Origin of the sequence: Citrobacter sp. RHBSTW-00944 (assembly GCF_013615435.1) — a bacterium.
GTDB classification, from domain to species: Bacteria; Pseudomonadota; Gammaproteobacteria; order Enterobacterales; family Enterobacteriaceae; genus Citrobacter; species Citrobacter braakii.
The window spans coordinates 845,978-862,204 of sequence record NZ_CP055418.1 but is presented as its reverse complement, the minus strand read 5'-3'; the positions used below and the strand labels follow the sequence as shown (position 1 = coordinate 862,204).

General features: G+C 52.3%; 13 protein-coding genes. 2 read left to right on the top strand and 11 right to left on the bottom strand.

Annotated features, from left to right (window positions below):
* Nucleotide 1: 1 nt before the first annotated feature.
* The 11 genes from mraY to leuO all read right to left on the bottom strand — a co-directional run bounded on the left by mraY (nucleotide 2) and on the right by leuO (nucleotide 12,730).
* On the bottom strand, nucleotides 2-1,084 hold the full coding sequence (gene mraY / locus HV334_RS04045; protein ID WP_016151694.1) for a phospho-N-acetylmuramoyl-pentapeptide-transferase: 1,083 nt from the start codon (nucleotides 1,082-1,084) through the stop codon (nucleotides 2-4).
* Nucleotides 1,078-2,436: a UDP-N-acetylmuramoyl-tripeptide--D-alanyl-D-alanine ligase gene (gene murF / locus HV334_RS04040; protein ID WP_019078371.1), complete on the bottom strand. Its 1,359-nt coding sequence runs from the start codon at nucleotides 2,434-2,436 to the stop codon at nucleotides 1,078-1,080. The genes mraY and murF overlap by 7 nt, the downstream gene beginning before the upstream one ends.
* A complete protein-coding gene (murE, locus tag HV334_RS04035; RefSeq protein WP_016151692.1) occupies nucleotides 2,433-3,920 on the bottom strand; it encodes a UDP-N-acetylmuramoyl-L-alanyl-D-glutamate--2,6-diaminopimelate ligase in 1,488 nt (495 codons plus the stop codon). The genes murF and murE overlap by 4 nt, the downstream gene beginning before the upstream one ends.
* A complete protein-coding gene (ftsI, locus tag HV334_RS04030; protein ID WP_016151691.1) occupies nucleotides 3,907-5,673 on the bottom strand; it encodes a peptidoglycan glycosyltransferase FtsI in 1,767 nt (588 codons plus the stop codon). Before ftsI ends, murE begins: the two co-directional genes overlap by 14 nt.
* A 15-nt stretch (nucleotides 5,674-5,688) precedes the next feature.
* The gene (gene ftsL / locus HV334_RS04025; protein WP_006686695.1) at nucleotides 5,689-6,054 is read right to left on the bottom strand and encodes a cell division protein FtsL; all 366 of its coding nucleotides are present in this window, start codon (nucleotides 6,052-6,054) and stop codon (nucleotides 5,689-5,691) included.
* Entirely contained in the window at nucleotides 6,051-6,992 is a 942-nt protein-coding gene (gene rsmH / locus HV334_RS04020) for a 16S rRNA (cytosine(1402)-N(4))-methyltransferase RsmH (RefSeq protein ID WP_016151690.1), read from the bottom strand. Before rsmH ends, ftsL begins: the two co-directional genes overlap by 4 nt.
* A 1-nt stretch (nucleotide 6,993) precedes the next feature.
* The gene (gene mraZ, locus HV334_RS04015; protein ID WP_005124560.1) at nucleotides 6,994-7,452 is read right to left on the bottom strand and encodes a division/cell wall cluster transcriptional repressor MraZ; all 459 of its coding nucleotides are present in this window, start codon (nucleotides 7,450-7,452) and stop codon (nucleotides 6,994-6,996) included.
* Nucleotides 7,453-8,065: 613 nt separating this feature from the next.
* Entirely contained in the window at nucleotides 8,066-9,070 is a 1,005-nt protein-coding gene (cra, locus tag HV334_RS04010; RefSeq protein WP_016151689.1) for a catabolite repressor/activator, read from the bottom strand.
* A 175-nt stretch (nucleotides 9,071-9,245) separates the two neighbouring features.
* Nucleotides 9,246-9,737, bottom strand: coding sequence for an acetolactate synthase small subunit (ilvN, locus tag HV334_RS04005; RefSeq protein WP_003829566.1), 492 nt, complete (start codon nucleotides 9,735-9,737; stop codon nucleotides 9,246-9,248).
* A gap of 2 nt (nucleotides 9,738-9,739) precedes the next feature.
* Entirely contained in the window at nucleotides 9,740-11,464 is a 1,725-nt protein-coding gene (gene ilvI / locus HV334_RS04000) for an acetolactate synthase 3 large subunit (protein WP_181221203.1), read from the bottom strand.
* Between the two features lie 318 nt (nucleotides 11,465-11,782).
* Nucleotides 11,783-12,730, bottom strand: a complete 948-nt coding sequence (gene leuO / locus HV334_RS03995) for a transcriptional regulator LeuO (RefSeq protein WP_016151687.1) — start codon at nucleotides 12,728-12,730, stop codon at nucleotides 11,783-11,785.
* Between the two features lie 832 nt (nucleotides 12,731-13,562).
* Here leuO and leuA point away from each other — a divergent pair.
* Both leuA and leuB read left to right on the top strand, forming a co-directional pair.
* Entirely contained in the window at nucleotides 13,563-15,134 is a 1,572-nt protein-coding gene (gene leuA / locus HV334_RS03985) for a 2-isopropylmalate synthase (protein ID WP_016151686.1), read from the top strand.
* Complete coding sequence (leuB, locus tag HV334_RS03980; RefSeq protein WP_181221202.1) at nucleotides 15,134-16,225, top strand: 3-isopropylmalate dehydrogenase; 1,092 nt, start codon at nucleotides 15,134-15,136, stop codon at nucleotides 16,223-16,225. The genes leuA and leuB overlap by 1 nt, the downstream gene beginning before the upstream one ends.
* Nucleotides 16,226-16,227: the final 2 nt, after the last annotated feature.

Here is a 16,227-nt window from a genome sequence, read left to right as displayed (position 1 = left end):
ATTAACGTACCTTCAGCGTTGCCAGGCCAATCAGCACCAGCATCAGCGAAATAATCCAGAAGCGCACAATTACGCGCGGTTCCGGCCAGCCTTTCAGTTCATAGTGATGGTGGATCGGCGCCATACGGAAGATGCGCTGTCCGCGCAGCTTAAAGGAGCCAACCTGCAAAATGACCGACAGTGTTTCTACGACGAATACACCGCCCATGATCACCAGCAGGAACTCCTGACGCAGGAGCACGGCAATAATGCCCAGCGCGCCGCCCAGCGCCAGCGATCCGACGTCGCCCATAAAGACCTGCGCCGGATAAGTGTTAAACCACAAGAAGCCTAACCCCGCACCGACAATTGCCGTACAAACGATCACCAATTCGCCGGCATGACGTAAATAGGGAATATGCAGATAGTTGGCGAAGTTCATGTTACCGGTCGCCCACGCCACCAACGCAAAACCTGCGGCCACAAACACGGTCGGCATAATCGCCAGACCATCCAGACCATCGGTGAGGTTGACCGCGTTGCCAGTACCCACAATCACGAAGTACGCCAGCAGCACGTAGAACAGCCCCAACTGCGGCATCACGTCTTTAAAGAACGGCACCACCAGCTCAGTGGCCGGGGTATCTTTACCAGCCAGATACAGGGCAAAGGCCACGCCCAGCGCAATCACCGACATCCAGAAGTATTTCCAGCGCGCGATCAGGCCCTTGGTGTCTTTGCGTACCACTTTGCGGTAGTCATCGACAAAACCGATAATGCCGTAACCGACCAATACCACCAGCACGCACCATACGTACGGATTCGACGGGTATGCCCACAGCAGTACGGAGATAACAATCGCGGTGAGGATCATAATCCCGCCCATGGTCGGCGTACCGCGTTTACTGAAGTGTGATTCCGGACCGTCGTTACGCACGACCTGTCCAAAGGACATTTTTTGCAAGCGGGCGATCATGCGCGGGCCCATCCACAAAGAGATGAACAGCGCGGTCAGCAGGCTGACGATGGCGCGAAACGTCAGATAGGAAAAGACGTTAAAGCCGGAATAATATTTGACCAAATGTTCGGCCAGCCAAACTAACATGTCCCATTCTCCTGTAATGCGCGTACTACCTCTTCCATGGCGGCACTACGTGAACCCTTCACTAAAATCGTCATAATCTGATGTTCTGCAATCAGCGCCTTAAGATGCGCGGTCAACGCGGTTTTATCCGCAAAATGCTCACCCACACCGCTGGCATGGCTAATTGCCTGACTCAGTTTCCCTGTACTCAGCACACGGTCGATACCTGCAGCCTTCGCAGCGTCACCCACCTGCACGTGGCATGCTTCGCTTTCCGCGCCAAGCTCTGCCATATCGCCAACGACCAGCACGCGGTAGCCCGGCATTTCGGACAGCACGTTTACCGCTGCGGTCATTGACCCGACATTTGCGTTATAGGAGTCATCCAGCAGTAGCTGATTTTCTGCCAGTTGAATCGGGAACAGACGCCCCGGTACCGCTTGCAGTTCCTTCAGACCCGCTTTAATCGCTTCGTGCGTCGCGCCTACCGCCATAGAGAGCGCAGCCGCCGCCAGGGCGTTAGCAATATTGTGACGACCCGGCAACGGCAGCAGAACATCAATGCTTCCGGTTGGCGTTTGCAGAGAAAACTCTGTGCCGTGTGAAGTCACATGAACATTGGCCGCCGAAAAGTCGCTGTTGGCCGCATTCGGGGAGAAGCGCCAGACTTTACGATCGCCGATAATGCTCTGCCAGTTCAGCCAGTCGTTATTGTCGGCATTCATAATGGCGATTCCGTTCGCTGGCAGGCCGGTAAAAATCTCACCTTTTGCCTTCGCAACGCCCGCCAGTGAACCAAAGCCTTCCAGATGCGCGGCCGCCAGGTTATTCACCAGCGCCGCTTCTGGACGCGTCAGACCAACGGTCCAGGCGATTTCGCCCTGATGATTAGCGCCAAGCTCAATCACGGCATAGTCGTAATCGTTGTTTAAGCGCAACAGCGTCATCGGTACGCCGATGTCGTTATTCAGGTTGCCCGCGGTATATAAGGTGTTGCCACACTGACTCAGAATGGATGCGGTCATCTCTTTGACGGACGTTTTACCGGAAGAGCCGGTCAGCGCGACAACGCGCGCCGGAACCTGGGCACGTACCCATGCCGCCAGTTCACCAAACGCCAGACGTGTATCTTTAACAATCAGCTGCGGCAGGTTGGTGTCCAACGGACGGCTGACCAGCAGCGCACCCGCCCCGCTCTCTTGCGCCTTGTCTGCGAAATCGTGGGCATCAAAGCGTTCGCCTTTCAGCGCGACAAACAGGCAACCCGGCGTAACTTTACGCGTATCAGTTGTCACCGCATCAAGAGTCAGATCGGCTCCTTTCAGTTCGCCACGGAGGATCTCCGCCAGTTGGCTGAGCGTTACGCTAATCATGCGATTACTCCCAGCAGACGCGCTGCCGTGACGCGGTCAGAATAGTCGAGGCGCTGCGAGCCAACGATCTGGTAGTCTTCGTGACCTTTCCCGGCCACCAGCACCACGTCGTTTTCTTTCGCCTGCATAATGGCGTTTGTCACAGCCTCTGCGCGACCTTCCATCACTTTCGCCTGTCCGGCATCCAGCATACCCGCCAGAATGTCGTTAATAATGGCGCGCGGCTCTTCGGTACGCGGGTTGTCATCGGTCACCACGACAACATCAGCAAACTGCTCGGCAATCGCGCCCATCAACGGACGTTTGCCTTTGTCGCGATCGCCGCCGCAACCAAAGACGCACCACAGTTTGCCAGTACAGTGCAGACGTGCCGCCTGCAGCGCTTTTTCCAGCGCATCTGGCGTATGGGCATAATCAACCACAACGGTGGTTTTACCCGGCGCGCTGAACACTTCCATGCGCCCACAAACCGGCTGTAATTGTGTCGCCGTTTTCAGTAAATCAGCTAACGGATATCCCAACGCCAGCAGCGTTGCCAGCGCCAACAGCAGATTGCTGACGTTAAACGCGCCCATCAGGCGACTTTCAATTTCGCCGTCACCCCATGAGGAGGTAAAACGAATCGTTGCCCCGCTGTCGTGATAATTCACGTCAATCGCCTTTAACCAACGACCGTGACAGTTCGGGTTGATGTGATCTTCCATCGATACGGCAACCGCATCCGGAAGTTTGGCCAACCAGCGACGACCGACTTCATCATCCGCATTAACGATGGCCTGGCCGCAATGGTGCGTGGAATACAGCAGCCATTTCGCGGCTTCGTAATGTTCCATGTCGCCGTGGTAATCAAGATGGTCGCGGCTTAAGTTGGTAAATACTGATGCGGCAAACTTCAGCGCCGCCACGCGATGCTGAACCAGACCGTGTGAAGACACTTCCATCGCGCCAACCGTTGCGCCTTGTGCAACCAGCCCTGCCAGCACATGCTGGACATCAACGGCTGAGCCGGTGGTATTTTCCGTCGGGATCACTTTGCCCAGCAGGCCATTGCCGACTGTTCCCATCACCGCGCTGGTTTCGCCAAGCAGTTGGCTCCACTGTGCCAGCAATTGGGTGGTGGTGGTTTTACCGTTGGTCCCGGTCACACCGACCAGTCGCATTTTTTCAGAAGGCTCGTGGTAAAAGCGGCCCGCCAGTGCAGATAAACGTTCGTTAAGCTGACTGAGATAGATAACTGGAACGCCGTGCATTTCACGGATTTCACCGTCAGTAGCTTCATCTTTTGCTTCTGCAATAATGGCAGCCACACCTTGCGCTATCGCCTGCGGGATATACCGACGCCCGTCCGCCTGATGACCCAATACTGCGACAAAGAGATCGCCCGATGCAGCCATACGGCTGTCGAGCGTCATCTCCCGCAGTGCTCGCTCCGGTGCACCCGGCACCCATGGAGCAAGAAGGTCGCGCAAATTACGATCTGCCACCTGTTGCCTCGCCTTGATTATTCACAAATTCATTTTTATCGCCCGTTGTCAGCGCATCCGGCTCGATGTTCATGGTGCGCAGTACGCCGCCCATGATGGCACCAAAGACCGGCGCGGAAACGGCGCCACCGTAGTATTTACCCGCCTGCGGATCGTTGATAACAACAACCAGCGCGAAGCGCGGCTGACTCGCAGGCGCAACACCTGCGGTATAAGCAATGTATTTGTTGATGTAGCGGCCATCCGGCCCTACTTTCTTCGCCGTACCGGTTTTAATGGCGATACGATAGCCTTTAATCGCCGCCTTCACGCCGCCGCCGCCGGGCAGCGCCACGCTTTCCATCATGTGCACCACGGTACGCACGGTTGATTCCGGGAAGATACGCTCGCCCGGAACAGGAGGGTCAACTTTGGTGATCGACAGTGGCCGATAAACGCCATAGCTGCCGATCGTTGCATAGACTCGCGCTAACTGTAACGGCGTTACCATTAGCCCATAGCCGAAAGAGAAGGTGGCCCTCTCTATGTCAGACCACCGTTGTTTTTGAGGATATAAGCCACTGCGTTCTCCGACCAACCCCAAATTGGTCGCTTTTCCCAGCCCAAAACGTGAGTAAGTGTCTACTAACGCTGAGGACGGCATCGCTAACGCCAGCTTGGAAACACCGACGTTACTCGACTTCTGCAAAACCCCGGTGAGGGTCAATTCGCTATAACGCGCCACGTCTTTGATTTCATGGCCATTAATTCGGTAAGGGATAGTGTTAAGTACGGTATTTTCGCGAACCACGCCACGCTGCAGCGCCGTCATCACCACCATCGGTTTAACGGTGGAACCCGGTTCAAACACGTCGGTAATCGTACGGTTACGCATCGCATCCTTCGGCGTACCGGTGAGATTGTTCGGGTTGTAGGACGGGCTGTTGGCCATCGCCAGCACTTCACCGGTGTTCACATCCACCAGTACCGCACTGCCTGACTCCGCCTTGTTAAACGCCACGGCGTTATTCAGTTCGCGGTAGACCAGCGCCTGTAAACGCTCATCGATACTTAGCGCAAGGTTATGCGCCGCCTGGCTGTCGGTTGAGGAAATATCCTCAATGACGCGGCCATAACGGTCTTTACGTACAATACGTTCGCCCGGTTGCCCGGTGAGCCATTTGTCGAAGCTCTTCTCAACGCCTTCAATCCCCTGGCTGTCGACGTTAGTAAAGCCGATAAGGTGAGCGGTCACTTCTCCGGAAGGATAGTAACGGCGGGATTCTTCGCGCAGGTGAATGCCTGGCAGCTTCAGTTTTTTGATGTAGTCAGCCATGTCAGGGTTTACCTGACGCGCCAGATAGATAAAGCGCCCTTTCGGGTTGGCGTTAATGCGGGAAGCCAGTTGATCGAGCGGGAGATTCAGCGCGGTCGACAGCGCTCTCCAGCGTTCACCAACGCTTACGCCGCCTGCGTCATGCACCTCTTTTGGGTCAGCCCAAATCGCCTTAACCGGAACGCTCACCGCCAGCGGACGACCTGAACGGTCAGTAATCATCCCGCGCGATGTGGACACTTCCTGTACGCGCAGAGAGCGCATGTCGCCCTGACGCACCAGCATGTCCGGCGCGATGATTTGCAGCCAGGCAACGCGCCCCAGCAGAAAACCCAGTGCCAGCAAAATACAGCCGCACAGTAACGCAAAACGCCAACTGATAAAGTTGGCTTGTTCTTCCTGGCGTTTTGGCTTGTGCGTTTTTGCCGCTGCTTTCATGCGTCGCGTTTATCCTTATTTTTGTACTACGATATTTTCTTGTGAGGGATCAACATGCTGCATTTGCAGCTTTTCCGTTGCGATCCGTTCAACACGGCTATGGTCGCCGAGCGCGTTCTCCTCAAGGATCAAGTTGCGCCATTCGATATCCAGCGCATCTCGCTCCAGAACCAGCTGCTCACGCTGCGCGGTCAGTAACCGCGTATGGTGTGCTGTTGTCACGACGGTAACCGCCGTCAAAATAATGCAAATGAACAGGCAGAGTGGCAGCTTCCCATACCGCAAAAGATCGTCACCGATCACGCCAGGCAAGGCATGGCGCTCGTTGCTTCCTATCGATCCTTTAACTTTGCTGAGGGCTTCTGTCACTCTGCTGATCATGCGTTCGTCCTCTCTGCAATACGCAGAACTGAACTACGGGCACGAGGATTTTCAGCTACCTCTTCTTCACCCGGCATCATCTTGCCTAGTGCTCTTAACTCACGGCCGCCCAGCTTTTTGATCTGCGCTTCAGTCATCGGTATTCCAGCCGGAACCTGAGGACCACGGCTTTGTTCGCGCATAAAGCGTTTCACAATGCGATCTTCAAGCGAATGGAAACTGATTACCGAAAGGCGACCACCTGGTGCCAGCACGCTGAGCGAGCTTTTTAGCGCCTGCTCTATCTCCTCCAGTTCACTGTTCACCCAAATGCGCACCGCCTGGAAGGTACGGGTCGCGGGATGTTTGAATTTGTCTTTCACCGGCATTGCCGCCGCAATCACTTCCGCCAGCTCTTTAGTGCGGGTCATCGGTTCGATGCGGTTGCGCTCTACGATGGCGCGAGCAATGCGTTTGCCGAAGCGCTCTTCGCCAAAGGTTTTAATCACCCAGGCAATGTCTGCTTCATCGGCGGTTTGCAGCCATTCGGCCGCTGACTGACCGCGTGTTGGGTCCATACGCATATCTAACGGACCGTCACGCATAAATGAGAATCCGCGCTCAGCATCATCAAGCTGTGGAGAAGAAACCCCAAGATCGAGAAGAATCCCGTCGATCTTACCGGTAAGTCCGCGCTCGGCGACATAATCAGCCAGCGCAGAAAAAGGACCATGGACGATGGAAAAACGGGGATCGGTAATCGTCTTTGCAACGGCAATCGCCTGCGGATCGCGATCGATTGCCAGTAAACGCCCCTCTTCGCCAAGTTGCGAGAGGATCAGACGTGAGTGACCACCGCGACCAAATGTCCCGTCAATGTAGATGCCGTCTGGACGAATATTCAGGCCGTTTACGGCTTCATCCAGCAACACCGTTGTATGTTTATAATTTTCCATCATTTTATAGAGACAAATCCTGCAATCGTTCCGACAGCGCGCCGGTAACAGACTGCTCAGCGTCGATATCTTCCTTGACCTGTTGATACCAGGTCGTTTCATCCCACAGCTCAAACTTATTGAACTGCCCAACCAGCATCACTTCTTTCGTTAGCCCTGCGTGTTGCCGCAGAATGGGCGCTATCAATAATCGACCAGCGCTATCCATCTGACATTCGCTAGCATGACCCAACAACAGGCGCTGTACGCGACGCTCAACTGGATTCATGCTCGACAGACGCGATAACTTCTGCTCGATAATTTCCCATTCAGGCAGGGGGTACAGCAGCAGGCACGGGTGATGGATGTCAATGGTGCAAACCATTTGACCGGTAGCGCTCTCGAGCAGTTGATCCCGATAACGGGTAGGCACAGATAAGCGCCCTTTACTGTCGAGATTAACTAACGTTGCTCCCCGGAACATGCCAGCCTCACCCCCGATTACCACTTTATCCCACAAATTCCCACTTAAAGGAGTTTACGGAGCGGAGGAAAACCTTGTCAAGCAAGTCACGGCGCTTAGCGGAGCAAAAAACCCATTGTTTACGGCTAATATCAGCGTTGAACAAATTCCGTACAGCAAACGAAGCAAATTAACGTCATGAATATTTGTAAGAAAAAAATCCAACAACTCATGATTGTTTAAAACAACTGAATATCATCAAAAGAAAAATATAAAGTGTCAGTTTGCGACGCGAGCGGCATTTTAGGACAATATGCAGCGAGATAACAGTACCAGTTAATCAGTCTGTACGCCGCACAGGAGCGAGATAAGGGCGAGATTGCCGCAACACACCAGTAAAGTGTTTGTTAATTCGGCAAATCCCTACATGCTTGTAACAAAATAATACAACCGTAACGCATCGTTACGTCTCAATAACCCAAAAATGGATAGTTGCAGTTTTAATTCGGCATAATAGAAGAATCAATTTCAGATAATTCTAAAGAATATTCTTAATTATAATGCGGTTATTTCCGAGAACGGGATAATTGATGATGTCAGAGGCTTATCCGCCGACATCATCAATTGAGGCAACTTAGTTACGGCTTAGAATACCGCGACGGTACAGATTACGCCGTATACGCGTTAAACCTGGTTTGGGTTTACGCGGCTCATCCAGGCTTGCCAACACAATCTCCAGCACGCGTTCCGCGACATCTCGATGGCGCTGCGCCACCGCCAGAACCGGGCACTGCAGGAAGTCGAGCAGCTCGTGGTCGCCAAAAGTCGCAATCGCTAAATCAGACGGTAACTGCCCGTCGCGGCGCAGGGTCACATCCATCACCCCCTGCAACAGGGCAAACGACGTGGTAAACAGCGCCTGAGGCATTGGATGCGTTTCCAGCCATTTATCAAATAACTGCGCGGCCGCCTCCCGCTCATAGCTGTTGGCATAGAGAAAATGCACTTCACGCGGATCGTCCTTCCACGCGGTACGGAAACCCTGTTCGCGCAGGAAACTGACGGACAATTCAGGAAGCGCCCCCAGATAGAGCACGGTTTCAGCAGGGAATTTACGTAACTCCTCCGCCAGCATCTGCGCATCATCCTGGTCTGCGCCCACCACGCTGGTGAAATGTTCACGATCCAGCGCGCGATCCAGCGCCACAATCGGGAATGAACTGTTCGCCCAGCGCTGATAAAACGGATGTTCAGGCGGCAAGGAAGTCGAAACGATAATGGCATCAACCTGACGTTGTAAAAGATGCTCAATACAGCGCATTTCGTTATCCGGCTGATCTTCAGAGCAGGCAATCAGTAGTTGATACCCGCGCTGACGCGCCTGGCGCTCCAGATAGTTTGCGATCCGGGTATAGCTCGTGTTCTCGAGATCCGGGATCACCAGCCCGATAGAACGTGTGCGTCCAGCACGCAGCCCGGCCGCCACGGCATTCGGGTGGTAATTATGCTCACGCACCACCGCCATGACTTTTTCAACCGTTTTGTCGCTTACGCGGTATTGCTTTGCTTTGCCGTTAATAACGTAGCTTGCAGTCGTTCGCGAAACGCCGGCCAACCGAGCGATTTCATCCAGTTTCACAATTGCCCCTTGCGTAAAATGTACAAACCATAACCTTTAAGATGGCATGGGTTAAACTTCTTAACATCTAAGCGCAGAATAATGACTGCGGCAACCGCTTTTGTCTCTGGTTACTGCTGATTTCGCAAAAAAAAGCAACCGATAGCCAAGGCATCTCGCGTAGGTCAGGTAAGCGTTAGCGCATAATTTTATCGCCGCGGGAAAGCCCCACCACGCCGGAACGGGCTACTTCCACGATTTTGGCGACTTCCCGTAGCGTTGCCAGAAACGCATCCAGCTTATCGCTGGTGCCCGCCAGCTGTACGGTGTAGATCGACGGCGTAACATCGATGATTTGCCCACGGAATATCTCCGTGTTGCGTTTCACCTCTTCCCGGCCATAGCCGCTGGCCTGGATTTTCACCAGCATGATTTCTCGTTCAACGTGGGCGCCCTGCCCCAGTTCGCTGACGCGCAAAACATCCACCAGTTTGTGTAGCTGCTTTTCGATCTGCTCCAGGACTTTCTCATCCCCTACCGTTTGAATCGTCATTCGCGATAAGGTCGGGTCGTCAGTCGGCGCGACGGTCAGGCTTTCAATGTTGTATCCGCGCTGGGCGAAGAGGCCAATCACACGTGACAATGCACCCGACTCGTTTTCCAGCAATACTGATAATATCCGGCGCATAATCAGGTCCTCTCCGTTTTACTTAACCACATTTCGTCCATCCCGCCCCCACGAATCTGCATCGGATAGACATGCTCACTGCCGTCGACGGTGACATCAACAAACACCAGGCGATGGTTACGCACATGTTCCAGCGCTTCGCCCAGCTTGCTCTCCAGTTCGCCTGGATGATTAATCTGGATACCGATATGCCCATAAGCTTCAGCAAGGCGCACAAAATCAGGTAGCGACTGCATGTAAGACTGGGAGTGACGCCCGGAGTAAATCATGTCCTGCCACTGTTTGACCATGCCGAGATAGCGGTTGTTAAGGTTGAGCACCAGTACCGGTAGCTCATATTGCAGCGCCGTCGACAGTTCCTGGATGTTCATCTGAATGCTGCCATCCCCGGTAACGCACACCACTGTTTCATCCGGCAGCGCCATTTTCACCCCTAACGCCGCGGGTAAACCGAATCCCATGGTGCCGAGGCCGCCTGAGTTAATCCAGCGGCGTGGTTTATCGAACGGATAGTAAAGTGCGGCAAACATTTGATGCTGGCCAACGTCAGAGGTCACGTATGCATCCCCTTTCGTCAGACGCCAGATGGTTTCAATCACCGCCTGCGGTTTAATACTTTCACTTTGCGTGTCGTATTTCAGGCACTGACGAGCGCGCCAGTGTTCGATCTGTTGCCACCAGTCACGGTTATCATCCAGCGGCTGCTGCGATTTCTCCTGCGGCAGCAGTTCAAGCATCTGATCCAGCACCAGGCGAGCATCGCCCACAATCGGAATATCCGCAGTGACGGTTTTTGAAATAGAGGTCGGATCGATGTCGATATGCAGCACGGTCGCATTCGGGCAATATTTTGCCAGGTTATTGGTCGTTCGATCGTCAAAACGAACGCCGACGGCAAAGATCACATCAGAATGATGCATGGTCATATTCGCTTCGTAAGTACCATGCATGCCCAACATTCCCAGCGCCTGGCGATGCGTGGCCGGAAACGCGCCTAACCCCATCAGCGAGGAGACAACCGGCAGATTGAGTGCTTCGGCAATTTGCCCCAGTTGTTCGTGACAGGCGGCATTCACCGCGCCACCACCAACATAGACAACCGGTTTCTTCGCCGCGACCAGCGTCTGCAAAGCACGTTTTATCTGTCCTTTGTGCCCGGTCGTTGTCGGGTTATACGAACGCATACTCACCGACTCCGGCCAGCTATAAGGCAGTTTTTTCGCCGGATTCAGAATATCTTTCGGCAAATCCACCACCACCGGCCCCGGACGACCGCTTGCCGCCAGCCAGAAGGCTTTTTTCAGCACCAGCGGGATATCTTCCGTTTGTTTAACCAGAAAACTGTGTTTTACCACCGGGCGGGATATACCCACCATGTCGCACTCCTGGAAGGCATCGTAGCCAATCAGGGAAGTGGCGACCTGGCCAGAGAGGATCACCAGCGGAATGGAATCCATATATGCCGTTGCAATCCCGGTGATCGCATTGGTTGCTCCTGGTCCGGAAGTGACCAAAACGACGCCCACTTCTCCTGTGGCACGCGCCAGGCCATCAGCCATATGTACCGCGGCTTGCTCATGACGGACTAACACATGATCAATACCGCCGACCGTATGCAATGCATCATAAATATCGAGGACGGCCCCCCCGGGATAACCGAATACCTGCTTCACACCCTGATCGATAAGCGATCGGACGACCATCTCGGCTCCAGACAACATCTCCATGGCTTGCCTCACTCTTATAATGAATTACGGTTTAACAACACATTAACCGCTGACGATGACGCATGGCAATTGACTCCGAAGGGGTGGCACTGGAGTAAATAAGAATAAAACGGAGGTAAGAATTGAATAAATGGAGAATTAAACCAGCATAAGCAATTGATATGATAAATAATCGCTTAAAAAGGGGGACTTACAGCAATTAGTCTATTTTTTTACACTTTCGGACATACGTAAAAAGTCGAGTTCAGCACAAAATTTTAGATATAAAGATAAAAGCAGAATAAACCAGATGTATTCCCCGATTTATTCTGCCAGCGGCTACTTCTTACAGACGGAGACCAACAGTTCTTCCATCCATTGATGTCCTTTATCGCGCCCCGCAGCCTCATGCCAGGAAAGATAACATGTGCGGCTATTCAATTTTAAAGGTAAAGGCAATATCTGCAGTTCTAAAGAATCGGCGAACTCTTCCGCCAACCAACGCGGCGCAATAGAGACCAGGTGCGTTTGCGACACAATATTAAGCACGCTGATTAATGCCATTCCCTGATAAGCCACGCAGGATTGTTTATCCGGTGTGTCATACCACGGCTGGCTGAATGAGGCGAAGCGATCAAGCGAAACCACGGCATGCTGTTCATGATAGAGATTGCTTTCCAGCAATGGGCCACTAATGCGCGGATGTTTTTTACTTGCCACTAACACCATTTCGTCATTGAATAACGGAACACTGGTAAATTCCGGACGACGGAATTCTTCATAGCTAATAACAAACTCAGTTTCCTGATAACGTAATTGGTGCTCGGTATTTAGATTTAGTGAGGATTTAAAAACGACATTGATGTTCGGTGCGACTTGCTCAACCCGATTATAAATCAACGAAGTAAGAATATTATCCAATGGACTGCATACGCAAAGATTGAATACACGCTCGCTGCTGGTAGGTTCAAAGCCGGAACCAGGCAGTTCATTCTGCACTAATTGTAAAGCCTGACGAACGGAGCCAAACAGCTGGAAGGCTCTTGCTGTCGGCTGGATTCCACGGCCATAACGAACAAAAAGCTCATCGTTAAACATGACTTTCAGGCGTGCGACCGCATTACTGACAGCGGGTTGCGACATCCCCAGCGTATGTGCAGCACGCGTAATATTTTGTTCCTGCATCACCGCATCAAAAACAGTTAATAAATTAAGATCAACCATGCGAAGCTGTGGCTTCCCCATCTCTATGAGATTAGATTTATCTATTATTTTTACTTCTGGCATATTTAACTCCACTGTCACTCTAAACTCCCTTTTCCCAGACGGAGTGCAGAAATAATCTCCGTTAATATGATTTACCATGCATATAAAATAAGAAAAAGGAAAAACATTAAAATTAGGAAAACATAAAGGCACAAATCTAAATGTACAAAAAAACACTACAAACGTAGTGTGGCAGATGTCACTGCGCGATGATTCATATGTTTAAATTTCGAAAACAATATAACCATAAGCGTGGCGAATACACAATCATGCGCACAGTGAATACGTTTTTAAGTTTTAATTAAACATTTCTATTATTAACACATTAAAAGTTAACATTAATTTATCAATTATAGGGTGGCACATTGATTCAATCCATTCAGAATAGCTATAAATTCTGATAAATCATAAAGATATGAAATCCCAAACGAGGCGTTATCTTCAGTTCTTCGTGACCATAAATGCAAATAAATATGCTTAAATATGTCAAACCGTGAAAAACATGTTCAACGATCAGATGATTAATTTAATATACCCTGAGAAATTCAGCACAATTCGCTTAAGTTTATCATAAACTTCCCCCCCTTAACGGGAGCATTTGCAGGGAATGGGGTTGACATCAGTCTTCATATCCAGTACCACTAAAAGCATATCGCATTCGCCTGGAGCTTGATTGATGACTTACATTGCTCGTTTTATCGGTCTACTACTACTAAACGCATTCTCATTGCGCGGTAGACTGGTGGACGACATTCAGCATTAAGTCAGCTCCAGTTAAGACAAAAAACCCGCGCCGTTGCGCGGGTTTTTTTATGCTCGAAGCAAGGCGCCCTAAAGACCAAGGACCTAAACCATGAGCCAGCAAGTCATTATTTTCGATACCACCTTACGTGACGGTGAACAGGCGTTACAGGCGAGCCTGAGTGTGAAAGAAAAACTGCAGATTGCGCTGGCCCTCGAGCGTATGGGCGTTGACGTGATGGAGGTCGGTTTTCCGGTCTCTTCACCGGGTGACTTTGAGTCCGTACAAACCATCGCTCGTCAGGTGAAGAACAGCCGCGTTTGCGCCTTAGCCCGCTGCGTAGAAAAAGATATCGACGTTGCCGCAGAATCTCTGAAGGTCGCTGAGGCTTTCCGCATTCATACGTTCATCGCCACCTCGCCGATGCATATCGCGACGAAATTGCGCAGCACGTTGGATGAAGTGATCGAGCGAGCAGTCTATATGGTGAAGCGTGCGCGTAATTATACGGATGACGTGGAGTTCTCATGCGAGGATGCTGGCCGTACCCCTATTGCCGATCTGGCCCGCGTGGTCGAAGCCGCGATTAATGCGGGTGCCAAAACCATCAATATCCCCGATACCGTTGGCTACACCATGCCTTTCGAATTCGGAGCAATCATTTCTGGTCTGTATGAACGCGTACCGAATATCGATAAAGCCATCATCTCCGTGCACACCCATGATGATTTAGGTCTGGGCGTTGGCAACGCGTTGGCGGCCGTCCACGCCGGTGCTCGCCAGGTGGAAGGCGCGATGAACGGTATCGGCGAACGCGCCGGTAACTGCTCACTGGAAGAAGTGATCATGGCGATCAAAGTGCGCAAAGATATCTTGAACGTACAGACCCGCATTAATCACCAGGAAATCTGGCGTACCAGTCAGTTAGTCAGCCAAATCTGCAACATGCCTATTCCGGCCAACAAAGCCATTGTCGGTAGCGGCGCCTTTGCCCACTCCTCTGGCATCCATCAGGACGGCGTACTGAAAAATCGTGAAAACTACGAAATCATGACGCCTGAATCCATCGGTCTGAACCAGGTGCAGTTGAACCTGACTTCCCGTTCCGGACGCGCCGCGGTGAAACACCGTATGGACGAGATGGGATATAAAGAGAACGAATACAATCTGGACAACCTGTACGACGCATTCCTGAAGCTGGCGGATAAAAAGGGTCAGGTATTTGATTACGACCTGGAAGCGCTGGCCTTTATTAATAAACAGCAGGAGGAGCCGGAGCATTTCCGTCTGGATTACTTCAGCGTGCAGTCCGGCTCAAATGACATCGCCACCGCCTCCGTCAAGCTGGCCTGCGGTGAAGAAGTCAAAGCCGAAGCGGCGAACGGTAACGGTCCGGTCGATGCCATTTATCAGGCCATCAACCGTGTGACCGAGTACAACATCGAACTGGTGAAATACAGCCTGACCGCCAAAGGGCACGGTAAAGATGCGCTGGGCCAGGTGGATATCGTTGCTAATTATAACGGTCGCCGCTTCCACGGCGTCGGTCTGGCAACAGATATCGTCGAATCGTCCGCGAAAGCGATGGTTCATGTGCTGAACAACATTTGGCGCGCCGAAGAAGTCGAAAAAGAATTGCAACGCAAAGCTCAGAACAACGAGAACAACAAGGAAACCGTGTGATGTCGAAGAATTATCATATTGCTGTTTTGCCGGGCGACGGTATTGGCCCGGAAGTGATGGCGCAAGCCCTGAAGGTACTGGACGCAATCCGCAACCGTTTTAACATGCGCATTACCACCAGCCACTACGACGTGGGGGGGGCCGCTATCGATAACCATGGTCAGCCGCTGCCGCCAGCGACGGTTGAAGGCTGTGAGCAAGCCGACGCCATTCTGTTTGGCTCCGTTGGCGGCCCGAAATGGGAAAATCTGCCACCCAATCAGCAGCCTGAACGCGGCGCGCTGCTGCCGTTGCGTAAACACTTCAAATTATTCAGCAACCTGCGCCCGGCTAAGCTGTACCAGGGTCTGGAAGCATTTTGCCCTCTGCGCGCAGATATTGCCGCGAACGGTTTCGACATCCTGTGCGTGCGCGAACTGACCGGCGGTATCTACTTCGGTCAGCCAAAAGGCCGCGAAGGCAGCGGACAACATGAAAAAGCCTTTGATACCGAGGTTTATCACCGTTTCGAGATCGAGCGTATCGCACGTATCGCGTTTGAATCTGCTCGCCAGCGTCGCCGCAAAGTCACGTCGATTGATAAAGCCAACGTACTGCAAACGTCTATTCTGTGGCGCCAAATCGTCAATGAAATTGCTAATGAATATCCGGACGTTGAGCTGGCGCATATGTACATCGACAACGCGACGATGCAGTTGATCAAAGATCCATCCCAGTTCGACGTGCTGCTGTGCTCCAACTTGTTTGGCGACATTCTGTCTGACGAATGCGCCATGATCACCGGATCAATGGGGATGTTACCGTCCGCCAGCCTGAATGAGCAGGGCTTTGGTCTGTACGAGCCCGCTGGCGGCTCCGCTCCGGATATCGCCGGGAAAAACATTGCTAACCCTATCGCCCAAATCCTTTCGCTGGCGCTGCTGCTGCGCTACAGCCTGGACACCAATGATGCGGCAACCGCAATTGAGAGCGCCATCAACCGCGCATTAGAAGAAGGCATTCGCACCGGTGACTTAGCCCGTGGCGCTGCCGCAGTCGGTACCGATGAAATGGGTGACATTATTGCCCGTTACGTCGCAGAAGGGGTGTAATC